Genomic DNA, 25,522 nt, shown 5'->3' with positions numbered 1-25,522 from the left:
ATGGTGGTTTTTGCGCTCGGGTCTTTCCTGTTCATTTGCTCGGCTCCTCAAAGCCCTCCGCGGTCTCGGCAGAGATAGGAGCGGCAATGTCGCGATTGTCGTTGCCCTCACCCTGGTGCCGATGATCGTCGCGGTCGGCGCGAGCTTTGACTATATTCGCGCTTACAATGTCAGGCAGCGGATGCAGAGCGACCTTGACGCGGCCCTGATCGCCGCCGTCAAGCAGATCGACACCTCGGACAAGGACGCCCTCGAGGAAAAGGTTTCCGACTGGTTCCACGCACAAGTGGAAAACAGCTATACGCTTGGCGACATCGACATCGATACGTCAAACCACAAGATCACCGCGACGGCCAGCGGCACGGTTCCGACGACCTTGATGAAGATCGCCAATATCGACACAGTCGACGTCAGCGTGGCAAGCGCCGTCAAGGGACCAACCACGTCCTATCTCAATGTCTATATCGTCATCGACACATCCCCATCGATGCTGCTGGCGGCAACGACGTCGGGGCAGTCGACCATGTATGCCGGTATCGGATGCCAATTCGCCTGCCACACGGGCGATTCACACAAAATCGGCAACAAGACATACAGCAACAACTATGAATACAGCACGGCCAAGAACATAAAGCTGCGCGCCGATGTCGCCGGCGACGCCGTCGAAGAAGTGCTCGACATGATCGACACGTCCGACAGCAGTCATGAACGGATCAAGGTCGGATTGTATAGCCTGGGCGACACCCTGACAGAAGTTCTAAGCCCGACGCTCAGCACGGACACGGCGCGCACCCGCCTCGCGGACGCAAGTTACGGCCTCACCAGCGCGACCTCGAAGGCAGCCACCTATTTCGACGTCTCCTTGGCGACGCTCAAGCAAAAGGTCGGCGCCGGAGGGGACGGAACCTCCTCGGGTTCACCGCTCAAGCTGGTTCTTCTGTTGACGGACGGCGTCCAGTCGAAGCGCGAATGGGTGACTGACAAGGTCACATGGAGCAACAAACAGGCGATCTCCGGGGCATATTGGAACAAAGTCGCGCCGCTCAATCCGGACTGGTGCGGCTATCTGAAAGATCAATCCGACACCATGGCCGTGCTTTACACGGAATATCTGCCGATCACCACGGACTGGGGTTACAACGCCACCGTCGGCGCGACAATGGCAAGCGCCAACTGGAAGAGCACCTGGGGCGGCACCATGGATAGCGGCGTGTCGACCAGCATCACGAGGCGCGACTACATCCCCTATGCGCTTTCGGACTGCGCATCGTCCACAAGCCTGTTTATATCAGCGTCATCATCGGCCGAGATCACGGCCGGCCTGTCGGCGCTCTTTACCCAGTATCTTGCATCCGTTCGGCTGACCCAATGAGCCGCAGGAAATTCTTTGCATCGCCGCGCCGCCTGCTCGCCGATCGAGACGGCGTGGCTGCGATCGAATTTGCGATCCTGGCTCTGCCGCTCTTCATCATGATATTCGGCATTATCGAAGTGTCGCTGATGTTTTTCGTCAACTCTTCCCTGGATGCTTCGGTGCACAAGATCTCCCGGATGATCCGCACCGGCGAGGTCGCATCCTCCAATATGACTTTGGCCGATTTCAAGGCCAAAATTTGCAGCGACATGCTTCTCTCGTTCAATTGTTCCAGCGATCTCCTGGTCAAGGTGAACGTGCTCTCCGACATCTCGTCCGCCGCCAGCGCCGACCCCATCGACGACAGCGGCAATCTCACCGTCACCGAGAGCTTTGATGTCGGCAAGGGCAGCGACTACATCCTGGTTCAGACGTTCCTGCCCTGGACGGCCGTCGTCAATTTCTTCAGCCTGTCGAGCGCCAAGCTTTCCGATGGCCGCTACCTGCTCGGCTCTGCCGTTCTGTTCCGCAACGAGCCTTTCTGACCATGAAACGGAGCCTGTCTTTTTTCCGGTGTACCCTATCCGCGATCCGCCGCCTCACGCACGACCGGTCGGCTGCCTCGGGCGTGGAATTCGCGCTCGTTCTGCCGATCCTGGTGATGCTGCTGTTCGGCACCGTCGATCTCGGCCACGCGCTCACGGTCAGCCGAAAGATCGATGAGATCGCCTCCTCCACAGGCGATATGATTTCACAGCAAAGCTCCTGGACAAAGTCCGACGTTGCCAAGCTTCTCACCGGCGCGAGCTTCATCCTGCAGCCCTATGACACGACGGGGCTGACGATCACGCTTACGGTCAACGATGTCAGCAGCAGCGGCAGCGCGACCGTCAACTGGTCCGCCGCACTCAACACCACCGCGCTCAACTCAGGCACGGCGAGCGCGATCGCGATACCTTCAGAGATACAGGAAACGGACGTGCAGGTCGTGCTGACCCGGGTGCAATACACATTGACGACACCGGTCTCGGCGTTCTTTTCGAACTTTACCGGAATGAATGGCTACAGCTTCGATCATCATTTCTTCAATCGCCCGCGGGTTACCGACAAGATCACCTATAATTGAGCCGTAAGGTCTGCCGCAATCGGCTGGGAGGTCCGCCGGATTGTTAACCGATAAGCCATGACAACGGCGATTGCGGACGATATGGAAGGTCCTTCAACAAGGGGCGACATCATGGCAAGACGAGTTTTCGGCGGCATAGGGCGGCTGCCTGTTATCGTCCCGATTGCCCTGATGGTGATTTTGTATTCGAATGGCACTGGCGGGGCAGCACCGACCGATCTTCATTGGTCCCAGGATCCAGGCACTCATTGCAAATTCGTCGCGCCAGCGTCCTTGACCAGCGGCCCCACCTTCTGGATCGGCTCCTGTATCGACGGCAAAGCGTCCGGAGAAGGGATGCTGCGTCGCCGGGATGGCGGCCAGGCCGGGCCTGCCTTCTTCGGCCGGTTGAAGAAGGGGATTCCTGAGATCGGTGTCATCGATCTGGCCGAGGGATACAGAGCCGGCAGTTTCCGCAACGGCGATATCGGCGGGCAAGCTGAGCCTGAGCCGCAGAATCGGATAGATGCCTTTCGTATTGCGGCCGAGGCCGCGCGGTCGGTCAGCGCCCATTATGCCGCCGAGAACAATGCGGGATCTGCCCACATTTATGAAGAGCTTGCCAAGACACTGGAACAGCAGACGGATTGAGCATGAGCGAGAGGCTGCAACGGCGATCCTTTCTGGCGGGCCTATGGGCAGGACTGTCGGCCATGTCTAGCGCCAGCACGCCCGCGGCGGCGGCGAACCAACCGCCGCAGAGCGCGCCGAAGGCCACCAGGGCAGGACTGGCATCCACCCCTGTCTCGGTGTCGGCGCACTCGGCCGTCCTTTCACGCCACGGCTTGCGCGCCGGTGATTTCAACCAGCGAGCCGCACATGAAGGCCGCCTCATCCGATGCCAGGAAGGCAACGAGGGCCGCCACCTCCTCAGGCTTGCCGATGCGGCCGTAGGGGACGAGCCTGTCGAGATCGGCGATCGTCCGGCCGGCGCGCGTAACGCCGGCTTCGAGCATCGGCGTATGGATTTCGCCGGGGCAGACGGCATTGACCCGGACTTTGTCGGGCGCATAGTCGCGAGCCAGATTCTGGGTGAAGGCGGCAACCGCCGCCTTTGTCGTGTTATAGGCGATATGGTTCGGCGCGGGGTAGAGGCCCCATTGCGAGGCGGTGTTGACGATCGCGCCGCCGCCCGCCGCAATCATGTGCGGCAGGACCGCGCGGCAGAGATGGAACATCGAATCCAGGTTGACTGCGAAACTCAGCTGCCAGTCTTCATCCGAAAGCGACAGCAGGTTTCCGCGCCGGTTGATGCCGGCATTGTTGACCAGCACATCCAGCCGCCCCTTGATCGCGAAGGCTTTCTCGATCAGGTCGACGCATTCCGATTTCCGGGAGATGTCGGCCCCGATGGCGATCGCCGATCCGCCCGCCGCCTCGATGAGCGAGGCGACGTCGCCTGCAGCCTGTGCATTGGCATCGGTCACCACCACCAGGGCGCCTTCGTCGGCCAACCTCTTCGATATGGCCGACCCTATACCGCCGCCACCGCCCGTGACCACCGCGACCTTACCCACAAATCTTTTCATATCGAACCTCCCTATCTGATGTAGCTGCCGCCGTTGACGTCGAACGTCGCGCCATTGACCGAGACCTGCGAAGGGCGCAGCAGGAAGGCTACCAGCTCGGCGATCTCCGCCGTCTCGGCCATCTCGCCGATCGGGATATCGCCGACCGCCGCATCCTTGCCATGCTTCGCCACGAAATCCTCGGCCATGTCGGTGCGCACCCATCCCGGCGCGATGGAGACGGCGACGACGCCGTCGCGCCCGAAGCTACGCGCAATCGACTTTGTGAGATTGATCAGCGCCGCCTTCGTCGCCCCGTAGGGCATGGCATCGGCCGCGTAACCGCGCTGGCCCGCCCGGCTTGCCATGTTGACGATCCGCCCTCCGCCATGTTGCCTGAAATGCACCAGAGCCTCCTTGCAGAGGTCCGCTGCCGCGAAGAAGTTCACCTGAAACTCCTTCTGCCAGGCGGCCCGCCAATCGGACGGATCGGCGTCGATCGAAATCTCGTTGCGGATACCGGCATTGTTGACGACGGCATGAATCCGCCCCGCCGCCGCGAGCGCGTCGCGCCAGAGCGCAAAGGCGCCGTCCGGACGGGAGAGATCGGCCTGGACGATCAGGCCGTCGCCACCGAGCCTGCGATGCAGGGCTTCCGCCCCTTCCCTGTCGCGCCCGTATTGGATGACGGGCCGCGCGCCTTCGGCAGACAGGCGTTCGGCGATGGCTGCGCCGATGCCGCCCGACGCCCCGGTGATGAGGATCGTCTGGCCGGCCAGTGGTGGAACGTGAGACATCTTTGGCTCCTAACCGAGCAGGCCGACCTGGGGACCCCAGGTGTCGGACAGGGCAAATCCTGCTGCGAAGGGATCGTCGTCGGAGATACGCAACTGCTCCCGGCCATAGACGTAGGCCCGGCCGGTTATTCTCGGCAGAACGGCGCGGCGGCCGCCCACCTCGGTCTCGCCGATCGCCTCCGCGAGAAACTCACCGCCGATGATCGACCGGGACGTCCTGCGGTCGCCGACGGCGACCTCGCCGCGCGCATGCAGCACGGCAAGATTCGCCGAGCTGCCGGTCCCGCACGGCGAACGATCGACGCGGCCGGGCTGCAGCGTCGTGCAGGTCCGCACCGCGCCGTCGGCTTCGCATCCGCGAAACATCACATAGGCGATCTCGTCGATACCGCTGAGGACAGGATGAGCGACCGAGACCTGGCCTGATAGAAGCAACTTCAGCTCGATGCCGGCTTCCGCCAGCAGCCGCGCATTGGCAGGCGCAATATCGAAGCCGAACTGCTCGACATCCACCAGCGCATAGTAGACGCCGCCGAAGGCGACGTCGATCTTGATGCGGCCCCATTTCGGCGTGTCCACCTCCCTGTCCAGCGCTTCGGCAAAGCTCGGCACGTTGTCGAGGCTGACGGACAGGCAGCGGCCGTCGCGGCAGGCGGCGCGCGCGACGATGAGGCCGGCCGGCGTATCCAGGCGGACGATCGTCTCCGGTTCCGACATCGCCACCTGCCCGCTTTCGAGAAGTGCGGTGACCACGCAGATACAGTTGCTGCCGGACATGGCGTGGGCGCGATCGGCCTGGAGGACGATGAAGCCGGCGTCCGCATCGCTGCGTGTCGGCTCGACCAGCAGGTTCACCGACATGGCGACATTGGCGCGTGGCTCGAAGGTGACGAAGCGGCGCAGGCTGTCGTCGACCGTGTTGATGTGGTCCATTTTGTCGAGCATCGTGGCGCCGGGTATTTCAGGCGCTCCCGACATAATGACCTTGCCGATCTCGCCCTGGCAGTGGACCTGCAGCAGATCGAGGGTCCGGTTCCAGTTCATTCGGCCGCCTCCGGCTTGATGTACCAGCCCCAGGAATCCTCGCTGGCGAAGCGGGTGATCTGCTTGGTCTCGAGATAGTTGTCGAGACCCCAGCGTCCGAGTTCGCGGCCGATGCCGGATTCCTTGTAGCCGCCCCAGGGCGCCTCGGTGAATGTCGGCTGCGAGCAGTTGATCCAGACGATCCCGGCGCGGAAGGCGGCCGCGACGCGCTCAGCCCGGATGTCGTCCTTCGACATGACGGCGGCCGCCAGACCGAAGCGGGAATCATTGGCGAGTTCGACCGCCTCCGCTTCTGACTTGAAGGGCCGGATGCAGACGACGGGTCCGAAGATCTCTTCCACCCAAGCGGCGCTGTCGAGCGGAACGTCGGTCAGAACGGTCGGCTGGAGGTAGTAACCCTTGTCGAATCCTTCGGGGCGGACGCCGCCGCAGGCGACGGTCGCGCCGGCCCGCCGCGCCTCCTCGATCGCCGCGACGACCTGCTCGTGCTGACGCTTGGAAACCAGCGGCCCAAGCAGCACGCCCTCGTCCAGACCATTGCCGATTTTGATCTTGTTCGTTTCTTCGACCAGACGCGCGAGCAAACGTTCGTAGATGGTGTCCTGTACAAGGACTCTTGAAGTCGCCGAGCAGACCTGGCCCTGATTCCAGAAGATGCCGAACATGATCCACTCGACGGCCTCGTCGATATCGGCGTCTTCGAAAATGACGAAGGGCGACTTGCCGCCGAGCTCCAGGCTGACGCGCTTGATGTCGCGAGCAGCGGCCGCCATGATTTTCGAGCCGACCGGGCCGGAGCCGGTAAAGGCGAGTTTATCCACTTGCTTGTGATCGATGATCGCCTGGCCGGCGACCGATCCGGCGCCGGTCAAAATATTCAGCACGCCGGGCGGCAGCCCGGCTTCGTCGGCGACATCAGCCAGTTCGAGCGCCGTCAGCGATGTCAATTCGGCGGGCTTCAGCACCACGGTGCAGCCGGCGGCGAGCGCCGGGGCAACCTTCCATGCCGCCATCAGCAGCGGATAGTTCCAGGGAATGATCGCGCCGGCCACCCCAATCGGCTCGCGCACCGCCTTGGAGGTGAAGCGCTGATCGGGAAGCGCGATCGCCTCCTCGGGATTGTTGTCGAGCTGTTCGGCCAGGCCCGCATAGAAATCGAAGCAGCCCGCCGCGTCGGCGACGTCCCAGTCGGCCTCCGGAAAGGGCTTACCGTTGTCGAGAACTTCGAGGCGGGCGATCTCGGACTGGCGGGCACGGATTCCGTTCGCAATCGCGCGGAGATATCCAGCGCGCTGAGCGCCCGTCAGCTTCGGCCAGCCGTCCTTGTCGAAGGCCCGGCGAGCCGCTTTGACGGCGAGATCGACATCTTCGGCTGTTGCGGCTCCGATCGTCTGGATCACCTCCTCCGTCGCGGGGTTGGTCACCTCGCAGGCGCCGCCCTTGACCGGCTTCACCCATTTTCCGTCGATATAGAGTTCGCTTCGCATGTTCACTCCCTTTCTCCTTGCGACGGCACCGCTCTCAGAAGCGATCGACGCGATAGGGTTGCATATCCACGGGCGGCTGAACGCCGGTGATGAGGTCGGCCATCAGACGGCCGGTCGTGGCCGCATAGGTAAGGCCGAGATGTCCGTGGCCGGTTGCGTACCAGACGTTGCGGCGCTTGGCTGATGGACCCATGACCGGAACGGTGTCAGGCAGCGCCGGGCGATGCCCCATCCACTCCGTCGCCTGCCGGACCTGCAGATCCGGCAATGCCTCCTGAGCCCGCTTCACCAGGATCTTCGCGCGCCGATAATCCGGGGACGCGTCGAGGCCGGCCATCTCGACCGTGCCGCCGACGCGGATGCCGCCCGCCGTCGGCGTGACCATGAAAGCGCGCGCCGGCCAGATGATGGAATGGCGCATCGAGATACCGTGCTCCATGATCTGCGTGTGGTAGCCGCGCTCGGTTTCGAGCGGGATATGTTCGCGCAGCAGAGCGGAAAGCCGGGCGGTGAAGGCGCCGGCAGCCAGCACGACCTTCTCGGTCCTAAGGCTGCGCCCGTCCGCCAGCCGGAGAGCGGAAACACCGGCCTCGCCCTGCTCTAAGCCGGCGATCTCACCACGGACGGTCCTGCCGCCGAGCGCCTCGAACCTTTCGGCAAGGGCGGTGACAAGCCTGTAGGGGTCGGTGATCGACCGGTTGTCGGGAAAGAGCACCGCCTTGCCGATCTTCGTCGTCAAAAAAGGCTCGAGATCCGGGATGGCCTTGCCGCCGAGAATTTCGTACCTGAAGCCGAACCGTTCCAGGATTTCGATATGCTCGCGATCGGCCTTGAATTCGGCCTCGTCGGTATAGAGGCTGAGGCAGCCTTCGGCCGTCAGCATGTGCGTCAGGCCGGTTTCCTTCAGCAGCGCGTCCAGATCGTCGTAGACGCGGCCGCAGAGCGCGGCGCCGGCCGCCTCCAGCGCCCTCAGCTTGGAGGGACGGCTGGCGGCCAGGAACCTGAGGAACCAGGGCACCAGCTTCGGCAGGTAGCCAGGCTGGATGCGTACCGGCCCCTCCGGATCGAGCAGCCATTTCGGCATCTGCGCCCAGATGCCGGGCCGCGAGGCCGGCATGAACTCGGTGACGGCAATACTTGCCATGTTGCCGTAGGAAGCGCCGAGGCCCGGCGCGTCGCGATCGACAAGCGTCACGGAAAGGCCGCGGCGCTGGAGTTCATAGGCGATGGTGACGCCGATAATGCCGGCGCCGACGACCACGATGGATGACACGGCGAACCTCATAATTTCAGTGGTCCCTGGCGCGGCTTGGCCGCTCCAGATCTGTTACCAATTCAGGATCGGCTGCATCGCGGCCTTGAATTCGGCCTTTTCCTCCGGTGTCAGTTCGCCGAGCGGCGCGCGGCATATACCCACGGGCAAGCCCTGAAGCTCGCAGCCATACTTGATCTTCTGCACGAACTTGCCGCTTTCGAGGATGTTCATCGCCCGGTAGAGCGTTTTCATCTGCTTGCGCGCCTTATCCAGATCGCCGGATCGGAACGTGCGGTCGAGGTCACAGCAGGCCTTGGCCATGCAGTTCGACGGTCCGCAGATCCAGCTTTCGGCGCCCCAGAACATGAAGTCGAGCGCGATATCGTCAGAGCCGCTGACAAGCTGGATCTTGCCGTCATAGCGGCTGGCGATGTCGACGGCGCGCTGCAGCACGCCCGAGCTTTCCTTGATCCCGATCACGCGCGGATTATCGGCAAATTGATCCATCAGCTCGAAACTGATGTCCGAACCATCCTTGGCCGGATAGGAATAGAGGACGAGGCTCACATCGACGGCGCCGAGGACGGCCTCATAGTGCTTGATGAGCTCCGCTTGTGTCGGACGGGTATAAAATGGCGGCGCCAGCAGGACCGTGTCATAACCGATATCTCTCGCCATCGCCGTCTGCTCGATCACCTCGCGGGTGGCGGGCGCGTTGGTGCCGGCGATCAGAATTTCGCCCGGCCTGGCGAAATCCTTGACGAACTGCAGCACGTCGCGGCGCTCTTCCCTGGATTGGCTGAAATACTCTCCGGTCGAGCCGTTTGGAACCCAGCCGGTGACGCCTGCCTCGCGCAGGTGCGTCAGAAGCCTTTCGAACGCCTTGAAGTCGATCCTGTTGTTCGCGTCGAAGGGAGTGATGAGCGCGGGCATGACGCCGGAAAGTTTCATGGGATTTCTCCTGTCCTGGGAAAGACTGATTAGATTGCGAGCTTCTTGAGAATGCGCCCCTCGATGAGGGAGACGGCCCGCGTGAGTGGGAAGGCGATGACGAAGTAGATGAGGGCGACGACCGTCAGCACTTCGACGGGACGGGCGGTGTTGTTGGAGATGTTCTGGCCGACGAACATCAGGTCCGCCATGCCGACGGCCGAGACCAGGGCGCTCTCCTTGAAGAGGCTGACGCAGTTCGACAACAGCGTTGGGATTGCGCGCAGCACCGCCTGCGGCAGCACGACGTTGACGACCTGGGCCCTTTTCGGAAGACCGAGGGCGACGCAGGCGTCCAGCTGCTCCCGGCCGATCGACTTGAGGCTCGCCCGAAAGGTCTCGCTGGTGATCGCCCCCATATAGAGCGTCAGCGCGATGACGCCGGACGCCAGGTTCGAGAGCTCGACGCCGAGGAGCAGCGGCAGGCAGAAGAAGATCCAGAAGAGCTGGATAAGCACCGGCGTGCCGCGGAAGAATTCGACATAGGCGCCCGAGACCGCGCGAAGCGCGAGGTTGCGCGACGTCCTCATCAGGCCGACGAGAAAGCCGAGGGTGCATCCGAGCACGATGCAGATGACCGTCAGCTTGATCGTCATCCACAGGCCGAGCAGAAGGGCGTTTTCGAAACGCAGCAGGATCGAGAAGTCGAGAGTCATCCGGGCCTCCTAGCTGACGAGGATCTGGCGGCGGCGTTCAAGCAGGCCGACGATCTGGGTTATCGGGAAGGACACGGCGAAATAAATGAGAGCGACGACGGTGAAGGTCTCGATCGGGCGATAGGTCTCGGTGGCCAGCGTCTTGCCCTGGTACATCAGGTCCTGGATCGCCACGATCGCAACCAGCGCGCTCTGCTGGAAGATGACGATGCCGTTGGTCAGAAGCACCGGGATCGAGGCGCGGAAGGCCGTCGGGAAGACGATGTGGAGCACGCGCTGCAGCGGATTGAGGCCGAGCGCGATGCCGGCGTCGAGCTGTTCGCGCGGCACCGCCTGGATGGACGCCCGGTACGCCTCGGCGTTGAACGCCATCAGATTGAGGCCGAGCGCCATGATGCCCATCGTCACCGGGTCGAGGAAGACGTCGAACAGCATCGGTACGCAATAGAATATCCAGACGATCTGGACGATGGCCGGCGTGCAGCGGAAGAATTCGACGAACAGCATGAACGGCAGCCGGACGATCCGGTAAGGGCTCATGATCAGCAAAGCGAGCGCGAAGCCGAAGACGATACCGATGACATTTGCCGCAGCCGTCAGTTCCAGCGAAACCCACAACCCCTGCAGAAGCGGCGCCAGCGAAACCGCGTTGAAGTCGAACGTGTAGTTCATGGGTGCCCCTCCCTACTGCTTGATATGGAAGACGCGGTCGATGAATTCCTTGGTGCGCTCCTCGCGCGGGGCGCCGAGCACCTGCTCGGGAGGGCCGTCCTCGACGACCACGCCACCGGCGCAGAAGATCACGCGGGAGGCGATGTTTTTGGCGAACCACATGTCATGGGTGACGATCATCATCGGCATGTCCTGGGCGGCGAGTTGCAGGATCACCTGCTCCACCTCGCTGACGAGCTCGGGGTCGAGGGCCGACGTGACTTCGTCGAAAAGCATCAGCTTCGGGTCGAGCATGAGTGCGCGGGCGATGGCGACACGCTGCTTCTGGCCGCCAGAAAGCTGGGCCGGATAGGCCTTGGACTTGGCGCCGAGCCCGAACCGCTCGAGCAGCGCCTGAGCGCGGGCCGCGGCCTTCGCCTTGGCTTCTCCACGCACTTTGCAGGGAGCGAGGATCAGGTTCTGAAGGACGTTGAGATGCGGAAACAGCGTGTAATGCTGAAAGACCATGCCGATCGACCGGCGGACATTGGTGTCGATCTGGGTCTTCCTCCCTGCCCCGTCGGAAGAAATATAAGGCTTTCCATCGAAATTGACCGACCCGCTGTCGATCTGCTCGAGCCCCATCATCACTCTCAGCAGCGTGCTCTTGCCGCCGCCGCTGGGACCGATGACGACGACACGTTCGCCGGGCTTCATTTCGATGTCGATGCCTTTCAGCACCTGAATGGCTCCGTTGCCATAGCTTTTGTGGAGCGCCTGCATTTTCACGAGGGGAAGGCTGAAGGACGTGGTCATGCCAATCTCCGATGATCGAAGCTGGAGAGGGCCGGCGCGATCTTCGCACCGGCCCGGCGAGATTACTTTGCGCCCTTGAGGACTTCGTCGACCGCCTTCTTGATCAGCTCGTCGACGTGACCGGTCGCGACCTTCTCTTCGAGGAAGATATCGACCACTTCGACGTCGGCAGCCGAAAGATTATGCGGCAGGCCGAAGGCGACGCCCTGCTTGGCGAGCGCCGGCGTCGGGTTGAGCGCCACCGCCCAATCCGGGTTCGACTGGGTGAAGAGCTGGTTGGTGTCGGAGGCGTCGACCAGGATGTCGGCGCGCTTCGAGGTCACCGCCAGGCGGGTGTCGTCATTGCCGGGAAGACGCATGATCGTGGCGTTCTTCACCGCCGCGGAAATGGCCTTGTCCTGCGCCGTGCCGGACATGACGGCGAGCGTCACGCCTGCTGTGTCGATATCGGCGACCGAGGCAGCACCAGCCGTAATTTTCGGATTGTTTTTGTTATAGGCGAGCGAGATCTGGTACTCCATCGCCGGGATCGAGAACTGCACCGCCATGGCGCGCGTCGGCGTCCGGTTCAGCGCCAGCGACAGATCCCATTTGCCCGCCTGCAGGCCGGCGACGATATTGTCCCAGGTCGTATCGACGAATTCGGGCTTCACCTTCAGGACATCGGCGAATTCCTTGCAGAGATCGGCGAAGAAGCCGGAATATTCGCCGGTCGCCGGATCGCGCATGACATAGGGCGGCGCGACGGCCGCGCCGCAGCGCAACGTGCCTGCCTTCTGCACGCCCTGCCAATATCCCTCAGCGGTCTCAGCCCGTGCGGCGGTTGCGGAAAGGCCTCCCATCAGGGCGAGCGCGGGCAGCGCCCGCAAGGCGGACGTCATCAACTTCGAAAGCATCGGGTATTCCTCTTTTGTTGTGCGCGAAGCGCGCGGGTTCCACTCGTCGGCTGTAGCCGTTTCTGTTATTTTCTTGTCGGCTTCGTGTCGACTGACAACAGTAAGTCAACAGCGTGTCGACAAAGTCAAGCGGAAAAATTACATTGCCGACACGCTGTTTTTCTGGCCCAATGTGATCCGCGTCGAGAGAAAGGGACTTAAGTGTCTGATGAATCGGAAGTGAAACGAATCCGCGGGACCGGCTGGAAGAACGTCTATGAAACGCTTCGCAATGAGATCCTGGCGCTCACTTTGCCACCGGGCCAGCTTCTCGACGAGATGACGCTTGCCGAGCGTTTCGACATGTCGCGCTCGCCGGTCCGCGAGGCCCTGATCCGGCTCGGCGCCGACGAACTGGTGGTGACGCTTTCGAACCGAAGCACGATCGTGGCGCCGATCGAAGTGGCGACGTTTCCGAAATATGTGGAAGCGCTCGACATCGCGCAGCGCATGAATACGCGGCTTGCCGCAGCATTGAGGACCGAGGCCGACCTGAAGATCATCACCAAGCGGCTGAAGTCGTTCGAAGCGGCTGTTAAAACCGGCAATCATCTGGCCATGTCGGAAGCTAACAAGGAATTCCACATGGCGATCGCCCATGCCGGAAAAAACCAGTATCTGGCCTCGTTCTACGAGAAACTGCTGTCGCAGGGGCAGCGCATGCTCCACCTGCATTTCGAATATCTGGAGCGGACCCACGAGGGCTACCTCCTGACCGACGAGCACTCACTCATGCTGAATGCCATAAAGGACAAGGACGTGGAGCTCGCCGACGAACTCGCCCATGCCCATACCCGCCAGTTCCAGGACAATTTCATCAATTTCATGCGCGAGAACTACACGACGGATGTCGCGTTGGGCCCGCTGCGGGCCGCGGAGTAATCACGTGACAGTCAAGGCTATTGGATTCGTCGGCACCGGCGCGATTACCGAAGCGATGGTTCGCGGGCTTCTCGCAGAACCGGCCTATGCCTCCGAGATTCACGTCTCTCCACGAAGCGCTCACATCGCCGCGACGCTCGCCGACGAATTCGCCGCCGTCAGAATTGCCAAGGACAATCAGGACGTCGTCGAGCGCAGCGACATGGTGTTCCTGGCGATACGGCCGCAGGTCGCCGAGGAGGTCGTGCGCGCGCTGTCGTTCAGGGATGGCCAAATGGTCGTCAGCCTCGTTGCGGCGACGGAGCGCCAAGCCCTCTCCGAATGGATCGGCGCCGACGTGCATCTCGTGCAGGCGATCCCCCTGCCCTTCGTCGCCGGCCGGCAAGGCGTCACCGCCATCTATCCGCCAGATACCGCCGTCGCCGCGCTTTTCGATACGCTCGGAACGGCTGTGCAATGCCAGTCGAGGAAGGAATACGATCTTCTCGCGGCAGCGAGCGCAATGATGTCAACCTATTTCGGCATCATGGAGCAGGTTGCCGTCTGGCTGGAAAGAAGCGGCCTCGAAAAGGCGAAGGGACAGGTCTATATCGCCCCGCTCTTTGCAAGCCTCGCGCAGAAAGCGAACAGGCCCGGCAACGAACCGTTCAGCGCGCTGAGCCGCGAATTCGCGACCAAGGGCGGACTGAACGAGCAGGTTTTTTCCGACTTCGAGAAGAAGGGCGGCCTTGCCGCTCTGACCGCCGCACTCGACGGCGTGCTTGCCCGCATCGAGGGCAGGAACTAAAAGGTCGGCGGCGTGCAGGCGCTGATAACCTCGCAGGGCACGGGCCCGACGCAGCGGAAACGGTGCGGGCGCCTGCTTTCGAAATAGTAGGCGTCACCCGGTCCAAGGATGCGCCGCTCGTCGTCGACCGTGACCTCGAGCCTTCCCGAGAGCACGATCCCGCCCTCCTCCCCCTCGTGAACAAGGGGAACCTTTCCGGTGTCGGCGCCCGGCTGGTAGCATTCCTTGAGGATTTGCAGGCTGCGTCCGAACAGGTTTTCCCCAACCTGCCTGTAGGAGATGGGACCCTTGCCGATCTCCACCAGTTCCTCGGCCGCATAAAAAGCCTTCTTTGGACGTTCGGGCTCGAAGGCGAAGAATTCCGCCAGACCGATGGGAATGCCGTCGAGAATCCGCTTCAAGGCCCCGACCGACGGATTGGAGGCGTTCGATTCGATCAGCGAGATCGTCGAATTGGGAACGCCGGTGCGTTTGGCGAGCTCGCGCTGGGAAAGCTTATGGGCGATGCGGAGATGGCGAAGGCGGCTGCCGATATCGACGGACATGATGAGTTCGTTTGTCTTGTTCAGAATATCGAAAACATATCCTTTCATTTGTTATATTTCAATGGGTTACAACGATAAAGAAAAGGACTTGTTTGAAAAGGAGAAATCGCCATTCTCGGCGCATTCCAAGGAGGCCAGGATGGACCAGCTCAACAAGACGAACGCGCCCGTACTCGAAAATTTCTGGATGCCGTTCACCGCCAACCGGCAGTTCAAGGCGACGCCGCGCCTTCTCGCGGCAGCAGAGGGCATGTACTACACCGACGTTGATGGACATCAGGTGCTTGATGGCACGGCCGGTCTTTGGTGCTGCAATGCCGGCCACGGCCGCAAGAAGATCGCCCAGGCGGTCGAGCGACAGCTTGCAACGCTGGACTATGCGCCGACCTTTCAGATGGGGCATCCGATCGCCTTCGACTTCGCCGCGAAATTGGCCGCGAACGCACCGGGCGGTCCGGAAGCCAAACTCGACAGGGTGTTCTTCACCGGCTCGGGTTCGGAATCGGTCGATACGGCGCTGAAGATCGCCATCGCCTACCAGCGCGCCATCGGCCAGGGCACCCGCACGCGGATCATCGGGCGCGAAAAGGGCTATCACGGCGTCGGCTTCGGCGGCATTTCCGTCGGCGGCCTGGTCAACAATCGCCGGGTTTTCCCGCAAATACCGGCCGACCATATGCGCCATACGCTCGACATTGAGCGCAACGCGTTTTCGAAGGGCCTTCCCGCTCATGGCGTCGAACTGGCGGATGATCTCGAGCGGCTGGTGCAACTGCACGGCGCCGAAACCATCGCCGCCGTCATCGTCGAGCCGATGTCGGGATCGGCGGGCGTGGTCCTGCCTGCGAAGGGTTATCTGGAAAAGCTGCGCGCGACTGCCGACAAGCACGGAATCCTACTAATCTTCGACGAGGTCATCACCGGCTTCGGGCGTCTGGGCGCTCCTTTCGCGACCGACTATTTCGGCGTCGTGCCCGACCTGATCACCACGGCAAAGGGCATCACCAACGGCACGATCCCGATGGGGGCGGTCTTTGCCAGCCGCAAGGTCTATGACGGCCTGATGGTAGGACCTGATAATGCGATCGAACTCTTCCACGGCTACACCTATTCCGGCCATCCGGTCGCCTGCGCAGCCGGGCTCGCGACGCTCGAGATCTACGAGGAAGAGGGCCTGCTGACCCGCGCGTCCGAGCTCGCCGAATACTGGCAGGAAGCTCTCCATTCGCTGAGAGGCTCGCCCAACGTGGTGGACATCCGCAATCTCGGCCTGGTCGGCGCGGTGGAATTGGCGCCGAGAGCCGCGGCGCCAGGAACCCGCGCCTACGACGTCTTCGTCGACTGCTTCAACAAGGGCCTGCTGATCCGCGTGACCGGCGACATCATCGCCCTCTCGCCGCCGCTGATCATCGAGAAGGCTCAGATCGACACGATCGTCTCGACGCTCAGCGATGCGTTGAAGCGCGCCGCATGACCTTCTCCCGATGCGGCGGCAAACGGGCCGCCGCATCCTGCTATCCCACCGGCACCCCAAGCCCGACCTTGACCCGATCCATTGCGACGAAGGTCCGGAAGCGTTTGACGTTGTTGTTGCCGAAGAAGAGCCTGCGCGTCAGAGCCTCGTAGTCGGCCATCGACGGCACGATGATGACCAGGATGAAATCCGCTTCGCCGGTGACGTAGTAGCATTGCTGGATCTCGGCCGCGGCCGTGAATTCACGCTTTGCCTGCTCGATCTGCTCGGCGGTTTCGCTGATGACCTCCACTTCGACGAAGATTGTGATGGATTGTCCGACCGCGTCCGGCTCGACGACCGAGACATCCGCCCGGATGACGCCCTCCTCCCGCATTCGCTTGATCCGACGCTGAACGGCCGGTGCGGAAAGGTTCACCGCATCGCCAATCGTTCGCTGCGGGGTCATATTGTCCCGCTGAAGAATGGCGAGGATTTTCCGGTCGAAATCGTCGAGATGCGGCGGATGAACGGGGTTGCGCAAACCGATGCTCCAATGAAACAAAATTGCAAATGAACGGCCAAATATCAGCGCCTTTTTCGTGTTCGCTGCAATAGAGTTCAACGAAACCCACATAAAGGTGCGCGATGTTTCTTTTGAACAGCACGGCAGACTATCGTCTGGCACTTGACCCGAGAGATGAGAAAACGCTCGACGCCTCCGCCGCCGTGGAGGTGGAACGCCACCTGGCTTTCCGGAAGGACCATGCGGTAACGCCGCTCGTGGCTTTGCCCGGATTGGCGAGCGAAATCGGCGTCGCCGCAATCCACGTCAAGGACGAAGGCCACCGCCTCGGGCTTGGAAGTTTCAAGGCGCTCGGGGGAGCCTATGCGGTGATCCGCCTCGTCCTCAAACAGGCCGAGCAGCAGCTTGGCCGCGTCGTCGATATGGCGGAGCTGCATTCGTCCGAGGTTCGCGCCATTGCGCAGACGATGACGGTCGCCTGTGCGACCGATGGCAATCATGGCCGTTCGGTTGCCCAGGGTGCGCAGTTGGTCGGTGCGCGCGCCGCAATCTTCGTCCACGCAGGCGTCAGCGGCGAACGCATCGCCGCCATCGCCCGCTTCGGCGCGGAGATGATCCGCGTCGAGGGAACCTATGACGACGCCGTCCGCGAAGCGGCCCGCGTGGCCGAGGCGAACGGCTGGATCATCGTTTCGGATACGTCCTGGCCGGGCTATGAGCGGATCCCCGGTCTGGTGATGCAAGGCTATACCGCCCTCGTCAGGGAAGCGCTCCGACAGATGCAGGAACCGCCGACTCATGTGTTTATCCAGTCCGGCGTCGGGGGAATTGCCGCAGCGGTCGCCGGCCATCTGGCCATCGAGTTCGGCAAAAATCGTCCGGTCTTTACGGTCGTCGATCCCGCCCGCGCGGCATGCCTGTTCGAGACGGCGCGGGCCGGGCGTCCGGTGACGGTCGCCCATGGCGAACCGACCGTCATGGCGATGCTCGAATGCTACGAACCCTCCCTTGTCGCATGGCGGATTCTTGCCCGCGCCGCCGACGCCTTCATGACGGTGGATGAGGCGGATGCGACCGACATCATGAAGCGTCTTGCCAACCCGGTCTCCGGCGACCCCGCCGTCGTTGCCGGCGAAAGCGGCGGTGTCGGCCTCGCAGGCGCCATCAAGGCCGTCGCCGACCCGGCGCTCAGGGCAGCGCTCTCGATCGACGGCCGCTCCCGTATCTTCGTGGTGAATACCGAAGGCGCAACCGATCCCGGCAAATATCAAGAGATCGTCGGACTGTCGCCCGCAGCAGTCGCCGCCAGGAACCGTGAAGGAGCCCTGACATGACCGGACAATCGATCGATGCCGCGCGTCTCCTCGGCCGGATCCGGACGCTCGGCGAGATCGGCCGGGATGCCGACGGCCGACTGATCCGGCTGGCGGCCTCCGATACGGAGAAACTCGGCCGCGACCGGTTCGTCGCCTGGATCGAGGGCGCGGGACTTCAAGTCGCCGTCGATCGCATCGGCAATATCTTCGGCATCTGGAAGCCCGATAGCGTGACCGACAACGCACCCCTCATGCTAGGCTCGCATATCGACACGGTCATCGGTGCCGGCATTTACGACGGCTGCTACGGCACGCTTTCCGGGCTTGAAGTGATCGAAACGCTGAGGGCAGAAGGCTTGACGCCGTCTCGTCCGATTGTCGTCGCGGCCTTCACCAACGAGGAAGGCGTGCGCTACGCGCCCGATATGATGGGGTCGCTGGTCTATGCCGGCGGCCTGGATGTCGATACGGCGCTTGCCACCATCGGCACCGATGGAACGATCCTCGGCGACGAACTCGAGCGGATCGGCTATGCCGGCGAGCGTCAACCAGGATTCCCTAGGCCGCATGCCTATATCGAACTCCACATCGAGCAAGGGCCAGTGCTTGAGCGCGAGGGCATTCGCCTCGGTGCCGTGGAACATCTGCAAGGCATCTCCTGGCAGAAAGTTGTTATCACGGGAGACGCCAATCACGCGGGAACGACACCGATCTCCATGCGCCGCGACGCGGGTCATGCGGCCGCACGGGTCGTGACCTTCCTGCGCGACCGGGCGCAGGCATCGAACACGCCGACGGTCGCCACGGTCGGCTGCATGCGGTTCGAACCGGATGTCATCAACGTGATCCCGTCGCGGGCGACGTTCACGGTCGATCTCCGTGACCCGGACGAAGAACGGTTGAGAGAAGAGGAAGCCGCGCTCGCGACGTTCCTGGACAGGCTATCGGCCGAGGAGCAGGTCGGCGTATCGGTGGAGAGGCTTGCCCGGTTCGAACCAGTCAAGTTCGATCAGAACATCGTGAGGCTGATCGAAGAGGCGGCGCGGGAACGGGGCCTCGCCTGCCGGCGGATGACCTCCGGTGCCGGCCACGATGCGCAGATGATCGCCAGGATCGCCCCGTCGGCGATGATCTTCGTGCCAAGCATCGGCGGTATCAGCCATAATCCGAAGGAATATACCGACGACGAGGATCTCGTCGCAGGCGCAAACATCCTGCTCGATGTCGTTCGCCGGCTTGCCACGGAAGGATTGCCGGCATGACCATCGACGAGGACGCTTTACATGCAGAGATGACGGCGTGGAGACACAATCTTCACACGTACCCCGAATTCGGCTTCGAGGAGCAGCGGACCTCCGCCTTCGTCGCCGCCAGGCTGCGGGAGTTCGGGCTCGACGAAGTCGTCGAGGGTGTCGGCGGCACCGGCGTCGTCGCAACGCTGAAGCGCGGCAGCGGCAATCGCGCCGTTGCGCTGCGCGCCGATATGGATGCGCTCAGGATCAGTGAACAGACGACCGTCCCGCACCGGTCTCAAAACCCGGGCGTCATGCATGCCTGCGGTCACGACGGCCACACCGCGATGCTACTCGGCGCGGCAAAGATGCTGGTGACGGAAGGCGGTTTTGACGGCACCGTGCGCTTCATCTTCCAGCCGGCCGAAGAATGGGGCAAGGGGGCGCTGGCGATGATCGCCGACGGGCTCTTCGAAAGATTTCCCTTCGACGAAATCTACGGCATCCACAACATGCCGGGGATCGGCGTCGGCGGTTTCCAAACGCGTCCCGACGCGCTGATGTCGGCGGAAGACAATTTCGAGATTACCCTGACGGGCGTCGGCGGCCATGCCGCACGGCCGCACTGGGGCAATGAAGTGCTCGTCGCGGCCTGCGCGCTCGTGACCAACCTGCAGACCATCGTCTCCAGGCGGCTGGATCCGGCCGACATCGGCGTCGTGTCCGTCACGGAATTGATCACGGACGGCACGAGGAATGCACTCCCCGGCCTCGCCCGCATTCTGGGCGATGCCCGCAGCTTCCGTTCAGAGATCAGCGAGACGATCGAGAAGCAGATGCGCCTGATCGCCGAGGGCACGGCCATGACCTACAACGTCAAGGCCGATGTGATCTACACCAGGGAATTCGTGCCTCTCATGAACGACCCTGTCTTGACGGAGGAGGCCCTGACTGTGGCACGTGATCTCTACGGTGTTTCGAACGTCGCCATCGCGAGTAAGCCGATGACGGGATCCGAAGACTTCGCGCAGTTCCTCTCGCGGGTGCCGGGCTGTTTCGTATTCCTGGGCAATGGCGAGCACTCGCCGCCACTCCATAACCCGACCTATGACTTCAACGACGCCGGCCTCTCGCATGGAGCAACCTTCCACGCAGGGATTGTTCGTCGACGGCTTCAGACAGGCTGATGCCGTTCAGCGCTTCAAGGTCTGTGACGGCAGCTGGCCGAAGCGCTTCCTGTAGTCGGCTGCAAATCGCCCCAGATGCGTAAAGCCCCATCTCAGCGCGACATCGGCGATGCCCTGCCTAGCGTCGGCTTCGAGCAAATCGCGATGGGCGGCAACCATCCGAAGTTCCTGCAGATAGGCCATCGGGGTCGTATCCCTGAACTGACGGAAACCCTGTTGCAAAGTCCGAACGCTGACCTTGGCTGCAATCGCGATGTCGTTGAGCGAAATCGGCTCGGCGATGTGTTCCTGCATGAAGTCGATCGCCCACTTCACATGGCGTGGCGCCGGCGCAGGCGCAGGCGCAGAGAGCGCAAGCTCGTTCGAATAGCGATTGGGACAGGCCTCCAGAAGCAGATAGATCGCCGCGTCGCAGAGCGAGCCGGCGGCCACAGGCGACTGTTGCAGCGGTCCGTTGCCGCTGAGGCCGCGATGGAGGTTCGAGACAAGTTGCTGCAAGACAAGCCCCGGACCGGTCGTCAGATCGATGTGAGGATGAAAATCGATATCGCCGCTGATCGTTCGCTCGAACATATGCGTGAGGTGGCTGATGATCTTCGCCTGATCGACGAACAGCCCGAAATGACGGCGGGGGCCAAACAGGCGGGCACCTGCGGCGCGACCTGCTTCAAGGATCGTACCACGCGCGGGAATCGAGTATATTTGCTCCCGCATGCCGTCGAAGAATGCGTTTCCCTCCATCGGCAGAAAAACGATCATCCTGTCGCTGGTCGCCTCCCGCCTGATCAGGATCGTGCCTTCATAGGTGCAGTCCGCTACCGTCACCTCTTCTCCCACGGAGACGAAATTGCAGCGGTATGCAATGGGCATATTGCCTTCCGCCACAACCTTGATCGGCGAGTTCGGCGTCGACAATATTTCCGAAAGCGCGTCCGGGTCCGTGCCGCTATGCGCCGTCTCCCGAAACAACATGCTGTGCGTCGCCAGCTGCCGGGTGAGGCCGCCATTGTTATGTATATGAGAACTAACGGACATTTAGGACCTCGAAAGACGAGGCACGCAAGTGACACTGGATTTGCGCAATCATGTTCATCCCTCCTTGGTGTTGCCCGGGGCGGTTTCAGCCGTAGCGGCTGATTGCGAGATCCCTCGCATCGATTTCCGGCTGGCGGCCGCCGACGAGATCGCCGATGAGCCGCGCCGAACCGGTGCTCATGGTCCAGCCGAGCGTGCCGTGGCCGGTATTGAGGAAGAGGCCGGCGACTTTCGTCGGGCCGATGACCGGTGTGCCATCCGGCGTCATCGGGCGCAGGCCGGACCAGAAGGAGGCCTTGGAAACATCGCCGCCGGGGAAGAGATCGGTGACCGAATATTCCAGCGTGCTGCGGCGGGCCAGGCCGAGATCGTTGGTATAGCCCGAGATTTCAGCCATGCCGCCGACGCGGATGCGGTCGCCGAGCCGGGTGATCGCGATCTTGTAGGTCTCGTCCATGACGGTCGATTCCGGCGCGCGTGACGCATCGGTGATCGGGATGGTGAGCGAATAGCCTTTGACCGGATAGACCGGCAGCCGGATGCCGAACGGCTTGAGCAGCAGCGGCGAATAGCTGCCGAGCGCGACCACCACCGCCTCCGCGCTCATCCGCTCACGATCGGTGATGATCCCGCGCACCCGGCCAGCTTCGACATCCAGCGCCTTGATCGTCGTCCCGTAAGCGAAGCGGACGCCGAGCGCCTCGGCTTTGGCTGCCAGCGCATTGGTGAACTTGAAGCAATCGCCGGTTTCGTCCTTCGGCGTCAGCAAACCGCCGACGATCTTGTCGCGCACGTGCTTCAGTGCCGGTTCGAAACGGACACAGCCGTCCCGGTCCAGCACCTCATAGGGAATGCCGTCGGCAGCCAGCGCCTTGACATCCTTTGCCGAGGCATCGAGCTGCTGCTGCGTGCGGAACAGCTGCAGGGTTCCCTGCATGCGTTCGTCATAGGCGATGCCCGTCTCGGCGCGAAGGTCGGCCAGCGCGATGCGGCTGTAATCAGCAAGACGCAGCATGCGGCTCTTGTTGATCGCATAGCGCTCGGAGGTGCAGTTGGACAGCATCCTTGCCATCCAGGAAAGCATGGCCATGTCTAATTTCGGGCGTAGGATGAGCGGCGCGTGTTTCATGAACAGCCACTTCATGGCCTTCATAGGAATGCCGGGCGCGGCCCATGGCGAGCAATAGCCGAAGGAGACTTCGCCGGCATTGGCAAAGCTCGTCTCCAGCGCCGGACCCGACTGCCGGTCGACGACCGTGACGTCATGGCCTGATTTGGCCAGTTGATAAGCGGATGTGACGCCGACGATGCCGGCTCCCAGAACGATGACCTTCATGATGTTCCCAATGATGGAGCCGCCGGCTCTCAGCGATATTGCCTGTGATAACGATCGCCCAGACCGGTTAGGATTTCGTAAGAAATGGTGCCGGCGTCGCGGGCGATGTCCTCGAGCGTCTGATGGCCGCCAAGCACCTCGACAAGACTGCCGAAGGTCAGCGCGCCTTCGGGCAGCGCTGTGATGTCGACGGTCGCACTGTCCATCGACACGCGGCCGACGATCGGCAGGCGGACGCCCTTGAAATAGACGGCGCCGCGGTCGCTCAGGCATCGCGGCAGGCCATCGGCATAACCGGCGGCAACGGTGGCGAGACGCGTTTCCCGCTGCGCGACATGCGTGCCGCCATAGCCGACCTTGGCACCCGCCGGCACCGTGCGCGTCTGCACCACGGCGACATCGAGGCTGACGACCGGTTCCATCGGGTTCTTCTCGCCGGCGTTCGGAGCACCGCCATAAAGCGCGATGCCGGGACGGGCGAGCACGCCGTGATAGGCATCGCCCAGGAAAACGCCGCCGGAATTGGCAAAGGAAATGTCGAAGCCGGGAAATTCGTCGGCGATGCGGGACATCTCGGCAAACTGCTCGCCGTTCTGCTCGCTGTCCATGTCATCGGCCGAAGCCAGATGGCTCATGATAAACAGGATTTCGACATTGGCGCCGCCCCGAAGGGCCGCCGCCAGCTCCGCTCGCTCTTCCTGGGGAAAGCCGAGCCGCGACATGCCGGTGTCGAATTGCAGGACGGCGGGCAGGCAGCGATTCAGGATACGTGCAGCCGCCGACCATTGCCGCCACTGCGCCAGCGAATTGAGAACCGGAACGATGCCCATCTCGGCGCAGGCGATCTCGTTTCCGGGCTGCAAGCCGTTCAGCACGAAAATCTGGGCATCGTGCGCAAGGGCCGGCCGGAGCCTCAGGGCCTCGACGAACTGGGCGACGAAGAAATGCCTGCAACCTTCCCTGTAGAGCGTTCTTGAGACCCGCTCGGCGCCGAGGCCATAGGCGTCTGCCTTGACGACCGCGCCCGCGCGGACCGGTGACAGCATCGACACGAGCTTGCGATAGTTGCGGCCGAGGGCGGCAAGATCGATCGTCAGATAGCCCGTGGCTCCCTGCGCTGGAGTAACGGTGCGTGTGCGGGAAACCAAAATATCGCTATCCATGTCCACCCCTTGTCGATTTCAAGGAGTTTATGAAATAATGAGCGAAATTGCCTATCATTCAGTAGTCGATTATTGTGTGATTTGCCTATTAGCCGCATAATCAACGAATATTTGGAACGATATCTCATGCCCGCTCTTGACGCGATCGATCGCAATATCCTGAGATTGCTGCGCCTCGATGCCCGCATGAGCAATGCCAAGCTCGCCGCGGAGATCGGTCTCTCTCCATCGGCCTGTCTCAGGCGCATCAAAATCATGGAAAAATCAGGTGTGATCCGCGGCTATACGGCGCTGATCGACACTGGCAATGCGGATGAGATGATCGCCGTGATCATCAACATCACCCTGGAACGACAAACAGAGGATTATCTCGACCGCCTCGAAGCGGCGGTTCGCCGGCATCCCGAGATCCGGGAATGTTTTCTGATGACGGGCGGTTCGGACTATCTGTTGCGCGTGGAGGTCGCGAACGCCGGCGAGTTCGAGCGGATTCACAAGGAGATACTGTCGACCTTGCCGGGTGTCCTCAGGATTCATTCCAGCTTCTCGATTCGCAATGTTCTGGCGACACGCACGAGGGGCAGGCGCTGAACCGCGATCCCCACGCTTAGAGCCTTTCCGGGTTAGATTGAAGCATTCTGCCGGAGCAGGTTTTCGTCAGGCTCTAGATCAATTCGAGCGCCGTAGCCTTGGCGACCGCTTCACTCGTCGTGGCGACGGTCAGCTTCCGGCGTGCCGAGGCGAGATAGAGTTGCACCGCGCTCACCGAAATGGACAGACGGGCGCAGATCTGCTTTGCCATCAGGCCGCTGGCCGTCATTTCAAGACATTGCAGTTCGCGGCGCGACAATTGCGGAAAATCCGCCGTTTTTCTCAGGCCCGACAGAACCATGGCCCTGTCGTGGAGATGGTGGGCGAGAAACTGGAGGTCGCGCATGCTGTCCATGCGGAAATGCCGCCAGTAGGCGTCGGGGTGATTGGACGTGACCGTAAACAGCGACCGCTCCCCTTGAGGTCCCCGCACCGGCAGAGTCACGCCCTGCCGGCCGATACCGAAGGCCATGGCCTCCTTGAAGAAGCCATAAGCCCGGCCCGAATCCCATTTTGACGCCGACCATTCCACGGGCAGGAAGCCGCGCCGGCCGAGACGGACGACGGGATCGATGCTGAAGTAGTCCCGGTCAAGATATTGTTTCACCCACTCGGGCGGGTAGGTCAGCATCAGTAACGGATTGCTGGCCGCCGCCCCCGAGGAGCGGATCACATGCAAAACCATGTGCGATATCGCATAGATGTGGCGGACTTCGTCCAGCGTCGTTTCCAGATCCCGCAATGTCGGCGCTGCGGAGATCCGATCCAGACAATAGAAAAAACGAGAACTGCTCAGCATGAGATGGACTCG

27 protein-coding genes are annotated in these 25,522 nt (G+C 62.2%); 11 read left to right on the top strand and 16 right to left on the bottom strand.

All coding sequences use genetic code 11. The features are described 5' to 3' along the window. Nucleotides 1–10 precede the first annotated feature (10 nt). From FHX10_RS31500 to FHX10_RS31485, 4 genes are all read left to right on the top strand, one after another. Nucleotides 11–1,372, top strand: a complete 1,362-nt coding sequence (locus FHX10_RS31500) for a TadE/TadG family type IV pilus assembly protein (protein ID WP_063474112.1) — start codon at nt 11–13, stop codon at nt 1,370–1,372. Next, a complete protein-coding gene (locus FHX10_RS31495) occupies nt 1,369–1,899 on the top strand; it encodes a TadE/TadG family type IV pilus assembly protein (RefSeq protein ID WP_047616910.1) in 531 nt (176 codons plus the stop codon). Before FHX10_RS31500 ends, FHX10_RS31495 begins: the two co-directional genes overlap by 4 nt. Beyond that, nucleotides 1,896–2,480: a TadE/TadG family type IV pilus assembly protein gene (locus FHX10_RS31490; RefSeq protein WP_063474111.1), complete on the top strand. Its 585-nt coding sequence runs from the start codon at nt 1,896–1,898 to the stop codon at nt 2,478–2,480. Before FHX10_RS31495 ends, FHX10_RS31490 begins: the two co-directional genes overlap by 4 nt. A gap of 111 nt (nt 2,481–2,591) precedes the next feature. Further along, complete coding sequence (locus tag FHX10_RS31485) at nt 2,592–3,110, top strand: hypothetical protein (RefSeq protein WP_245294547.1); 519 nt, start codon at nt 2,592–2,594, stop codon at nt 3,108–3,110. 182 nt (nt 3,111–3,292) lie between these two features. On the opposite strand, the gene FHX10_RS31480 is transcribed toward FHX10_RS31485, so the two are convergent. The 10 genes from FHX10_RS31480 to FHX10_RS31435 form a co-directional block, all read right to left on the bottom strand. Next, nucleotides 3,293–4,048 (bottom strand): SDR family NAD(P)-dependent oxidoreductase, encoded by a 756-nt coding sequence (locus FHX10_RS31480; protein ID WP_063474110.1) that lies wholly within the window; start codon nt 4,046–4,048, stop codon nt 3,293–3,295. An 11-nt stretch (nt 4,049–4,059) separates the two neighbouring features. Beyond that, nucleotides 4,060–4,824 (bottom strand): SDR family NAD(P)-dependent oxidoreductase, encoded by a 765-nt coding sequence (locus FHX10_RS31475; protein ID WP_063474109.1) that lies wholly within the window; start codon nt 4,822–4,824, stop codon nt 4,060–4,062. Between the two features lie 9 nt (nt 4,825–4,833). Then, complete coding sequence (locus FHX10_RS31470; RefSeq protein WP_063474108.1) at nt 4,834–5,868, bottom strand: proline racemase family protein; 1,035 nt, start codon at nt 5,866–5,868, stop codon at nt 4,834–4,836. Beyond that, on the bottom strand, nt 5,865–7,355 hold the full coding sequence (locus FHX10_RS31465; RefSeq protein WP_063474182.1) for an aldehyde dehydrogenase family protein: 1,491 nt from the start codon (nt 7,353–7,355) through the stop codon (nt 5,865–5,867). Before FHX10_RS31465 ends, FHX10_RS31470 begins: the two co-directional genes overlap by 4 nt. A 34-nt stretch (nt 7,356–7,389) precedes the next feature. Then, nucleotides 7,390–8,640 carry an NAD(P)/FAD-dependent oxidoreductase gene (locus tag FHX10_RS31460; RefSeq protein ID WP_088930328.1) on the bottom strand — a complete coding sequence of 417 codons (1,251 nt, stop codon included), beginning with the start codon at nt 8,638–8,640 and terminating at the stop codon, nt 7,390–7,392. Between the two features lie 42 nt (nt 8,641–8,682). Continuing rightward, nucleotides 8,683–9,561: a dihydrodipicolinate synthase family protein gene (locus FHX10_RS31455; RefSeq protein WP_047616849.1), complete on the bottom strand. Its 879-nt coding sequence runs from the start codon at nt 9,559–9,561 to the stop codon at nt 8,683–8,685. A gap of 29 nt (nt 9,562–9,590) precedes the next feature. Further along, nucleotides 9,591–10,256 (bottom strand): amino acid ABC transporter permease, encoded by a 666-nt coding sequence (locus tag FHX10_RS31450; protein WP_047616847.1) that lies wholly within the window; start codon nt 10,254–10,256, stop codon nt 9,591–9,593. 9 nt (nt 10,257–10,265) lie between these two features. Continuing rightward, nucleotides 10,266–10,928, bottom strand: a complete 663-nt coding sequence (locus FHX10_RS31445; protein WP_047616844.1) for an amino acid ABC transporter permease — start codon at nt 10,926–10,928, stop codon at nt 10,266–10,268. 12 nt (nt 10,929–10,940) lie between these two features. After that, on the bottom strand, nt 10,941–11,723 hold the full coding sequence (locus tag FHX10_RS31440; protein WP_047616842.1) for an amino acid ABC transporter ATP-binding protein: 783 nt from the start codon (nt 11,721–11,723) through the stop codon (nt 10,941–10,943). 62 nt (nt 11,724–11,785) lie between these two features. Next, the gene (locus FHX10_RS31435; protein WP_063474107.1) at nt 11,786–12,619 is read right to left on the bottom strand and encodes a substrate-binding periplasmic protein; all 834 of its coding nucleotides are present in this window, start codon (nt 12,617–12,619) and stop codon (nt 11,786–11,788) included. Between the two features lie 201 nt (nt 12,620–12,820). On the opposite strand from FHX10_RS31435, the gene FHX10_RS31430 reads away from it, so the two are divergent. Then, nucleotides 12,821–13,540, top strand: coding sequence for a GntR family transcriptional regulator (locus FHX10_RS31430; protein ID WP_063474106.1), 720 nt, complete (start codon nt 12,821–12,823; stop codon nt 13,538–13,540). Continuing rightward, nucleotides 13,506–14,327, top strand: a complete 822-nt coding sequence (locus FHX10_RS31425) for a pyrroline-5-carboxylate reductase (protein WP_206114847.1) — start codon at nt 13,506–13,508, stop codon at nt 14,325–14,327. Before FHX10_RS31430 ends, FHX10_RS31425 begins: the two co-directional genes overlap by 35 nt. Here FHX10_RS31425 and FHX10_RS31420 read toward each other — a convergent pair. Continuing rightward, entirely contained in the window at nt 14,324–14,872 is a 549-nt protein-coding gene (locus FHX10_RS31420; protein WP_063474180.1) for a cupin domain-containing protein, read from the bottom strand. The two genes, FHX10_RS31425 and FHX10_RS31420, sit on opposite strands and share 4 nt — an antisense overlap. Nucleotides 14,873–15,011: 139 nt before the next feature. On the opposite strand from FHX10_RS31420, the gene FHX10_RS31415 reads away from it, so the two are divergent. Further along, a complete protein-coding gene (locus FHX10_RS31415) occupies nt 15,012–16,346 on the top strand; it encodes an aspartate aminotransferase family protein (protein ID WP_063474179.1) in 1,335 nt (444 codons plus the stop codon). A 40-nt stretch (nt 16,347–16,386) separates the two neighbouring features. On the opposite strand, the gene FHX10_RS31410 is transcribed toward FHX10_RS31415, so the two are convergent. Continuing rightward, on the bottom strand, nt 16,387–16,869 hold the full coding sequence (locus FHX10_RS31410; RefSeq protein ID WP_047616969.1) for an Lrp/AsnC family transcriptional regulator: 483 nt from the start codon (nt 16,867–16,869) through the stop codon (nt 16,387–16,389). Nucleotides 16,870–16,973: 104 nt separating this feature from the next. Between FHX10_RS31410 and FHX10_RS31405 the strand changes: the two genes are divergently transcribed. The 3 genes from FHX10_RS31405 to FHX10_RS31395 are packed head-to-tail and all read left to right on the top strand — an operon-like array spanning nt 16,974 to nt 20,586. Then, the gene (locus tag FHX10_RS31405) at nt 16,974–18,185 is read left to right on the top strand and encodes a diaminopropionate ammonia-lyase (protein ID WP_047616837.1); all 1,212 of its coding nucleotides are present in this window, start codon (nt 16,974–16,976) and stop codon (nt 18,183–18,185) included. Continuing rightward, on the top strand, nt 18,182–19,429 hold the full coding sequence (locus FHX10_RS31400) for a Zn-dependent hydrolase (protein WP_097595381.1): 1,248 nt from the start codon (nt 18,182–18,184) through the stop codon (nt 19,427–19,429). Before FHX10_RS31405 ends, FHX10_RS31400 begins: the two co-directional genes overlap by 4 nt. Beyond that, on the top strand, nt 19,426–20,586 hold the full coding sequence (locus FHX10_RS31395) for a M20 aminoacylase family protein (RefSeq protein WP_063474103.1): 1,161 nt from the start codon (nt 19,426–19,428) through the stop codon (nt 20,584–20,586). Before FHX10_RS31400 ends, FHX10_RS31395 begins: the two co-directional genes overlap by 4 nt. Nucleotides 20,587–20,592: 6 nt before the next feature. Here FHX10_RS31395 and FHX10_RS31390 read toward each other — a convergent pair whose 3' ends face one another. The 3 genes from FHX10_RS31390 to alr all read right to left on the bottom strand — a co-directional run bounded on the left by FHX10_RS31390 (nt 20,593) and on the right by alr (nt 24,120). Further along, nucleotides 20,593–21,621: an AraC family transcriptional regulator gene (locus FHX10_RS31390; protein ID WP_184390692.1), complete on the bottom strand. Its 1,029-nt coding sequence runs from the start codon at nt 21,619–21,621 to the stop codon at nt 20,593–20,595. Nucleotides 21,622–21,706: 85 nt separating this feature from the next. Beyond that, a complete protein-coding gene (locus tag FHX10_RS31385; protein WP_063474101.1) occupies nt 21,707–22,957 on the bottom strand; it encodes a D-amino acid dehydrogenase in 1,251 nt (416 codons plus the stop codon). 29 nt (nt 22,958–22,986) lie between these two features. Then, nucleotides 22,987–24,120, bottom strand: a complete 1,134-nt coding sequence (gene alr, locus FHX10_RS31380; RefSeq protein ID WP_063474100.1) for an alanine racemase — start codon at nt 24,118–24,120, stop codon at nt 22,987–22,989. Between the two features lie 126 nt (nt 24,121–24,246). On the opposite strand from alr, the gene FHX10_RS31375 reads away from it, so the two are divergent. Next, entirely contained in the window at nt 24,247–24,711 is a 465-nt protein-coding gene (locus FHX10_RS31375; protein ID WP_047616828.1) for an Lrp/AsnC family transcriptional regulator, read from the top strand. Between the two features lie 73 nt (nt 24,712–24,784). On the opposite strand, the gene FHX10_RS31370 is transcribed toward FHX10_RS31375, so the two are convergent. Then, nucleotides 24,785–25,510, bottom strand: a complete 726-nt coding sequence (locus tag FHX10_RS31370; RefSeq protein ID WP_047616826.1) for a helix-turn-helix transcriptional regulator — start codon at nt 25,508–25,510, stop codon at nt 24,785–24,787. Nucleotides 25,511–25,522: the final 12 nt, after the last annotated feature.

This window comes from Rhizobium sp. BK591 (assembly GCF_014195045.1).
In the GTDB taxonomy this organism is placed as follows: Bacteria; Pseudomonadota; Alphaproteobacteria; order Rhizobiales; family Rhizobiaceae; genus Rhizobium; species Rhizobium anhuiense.
This window is presented reverse-complemented; position numbering and strand designations above follow the sequence as displayed.

Excerpts from the sequence above, each read along its gene's own strand:
- FHX10_RS31370 (WP_047616826.1), bottom strand. The coding sequence starts at position 25,510 with ATGCTGAGCAGTTCTCGTTTTTTCTATTGTCTGGATCGGATCTCCGCA.
- FHX10_RS31395 (WP_063474103.1), top strand. The coding sequence starts at position 19,426 with ATGACCATCGACGAGGACGCTTTACATGCAGAGATGACGGCGTGGAGA.
- FHX10_RS31420 (WP_063474180.1), bottom strand. The coding sequence starts at position 14,872 with ATGTCCGTCGATATCGGCAGCCGCCTTCGCCATCTCCGCATCGCCCAT.
- alr (WP_063474100.1), bottom strand. The coding sequence starts at position 24,120 with ATGGATAGCGATATTTTGGTTTCCCGCACACGCACCGTTACTCCAGCG.
- FHX10_RS31415 (WP_063474179.1), top strand. The coding sequence starts at position 15,012 with ATGGACCAGCTCAACAAGACGAACGCGCCCGTACTCGAAAATTTCTGG.
- FHX10_RS31450 (WP_047616847.1), bottom strand. The coding sequence starts at position 10,256 with ATGACTCTCGACTTCTCGATCCTGCTGCGTTTCGAAAACGCCCTTCTG.
- FHX10_RS31435 (WP_063474107.1), bottom strand. The coding sequence starts at position 12,619 with ATGCTTTCGAAGTTGATGACGTCCGCCTTGCGGGCGCTGCCCGCGCTC.
- FHX10_RS31470 (WP_063474108.1), bottom strand. The coding sequence starts at position 5,868 with ATGAACTGGAACCGGACCCTCGATCTGCTGCAGGTCCACTGCCAGGGC.
- FHX10_RS31425 (WP_206114847.1), top strand. The coding sequence starts at position 13,506 with ATGTCGCGTTGGGCCCGCTGCGGGCCGCGGAGTAATCACGTGACAGTC.
- FHX10_RS31400 (WP_097595381.1), top strand. The coding sequence starts at position 18,182 with ATGACCGGACAATCGATCGATGCCGCGCGTCTCCTCGGCCGGATCCGG.
- FHX10_RS31445 (WP_047616844.1), bottom strand. The coding sequence starts at position 10,928 with ATGAACTACACGTTCGACTTCAACGCGGTTTCGCTGGCGCCGCTTCTG.
- FHX10_RS31485 (WP_245294547.1), top strand. The coding sequence starts at position 2,592 with ATGGCAAGACGAGTTTTCGGCGGCATAGGGCGGCTGCCTGTTATCGTC.
- FHX10_RS31475 (WP_063474109.1), bottom strand. The coding sequence starts at position 4,824 with ATGTCTCACGTTCCACCACTGGCCGGCCAGACGATCCTCATCACCGGG.
- FHX10_RS31375 (WP_047616828.1), top strand. The coding sequence starts at position 24,247 with ATGCCCGCTCTTGACGCGATCGATCGCAATATCCTGAGATTGCTGCGC.
- FHX10_RS31390 (WP_184390692.1), bottom strand. The coding sequence starts at position 21,621 with ATGTCCGTTAGTTCTCATATACATAACAATGGCGGCCTCACCCGGCAG.
- FHX10_RS31455 (WP_047616849.1), bottom strand. The coding sequence starts at position 9,561 with ATGAAACTTTCCGGCGTCATGCCCGCGCTCATCACTCCCTTCGACGCG.
- FHX10_RS31465 (WP_063474182.1), bottom strand. The coding sequence starts at position 7,355 with ATGCGAAGCGAACTCTATATCGACGGAAAATGGGTGAAGCCGGTCAAG.
- FHX10_RS31405 (WP_047616837.1), top strand. The coding sequence starts at position 16,974 with ATGTTTCTTTTGAACAGCACGGCAGACTATCGTCTGGCACTTGACCCG.
- FHX10_RS31385 (WP_063474101.1), bottom strand. The coding sequence starts at position 22,957 with ATGAAGGTCATCGTTCTGGGAGCCGGCATCGTCGGCGTCACATCCGCT.
- FHX10_RS31460 (WP_088930328.1), bottom strand. The coding sequence starts at position 8,640 with ATGAGGTTCGCCGTGTCATCCATCGTGGTCGTCGGCGCCGGCATTATC.
- FHX10_RS31440 (WP_047616842.1), bottom strand. The coding sequence starts at position 11,723 with ATGACCACGTCCTTCAGCCTTCCCCTCGTGAAAATGCAGGCGCTCCAC.
- FHX10_RS31480 (WP_063474110.1), bottom strand. The coding sequence starts at position 4,048 with ATGAAAAGATTTGTGGGTAAGGTCGCGGTGGTCACGGGCGGTGGCGGC.
- FHX10_RS31495 (WP_047616910.1), top strand. The coding sequence starts at position 1,369 with ATGAGCCGCAGGAAATTCTTTGCATCGCCGCGCCGCCTGCTCGCCGAT.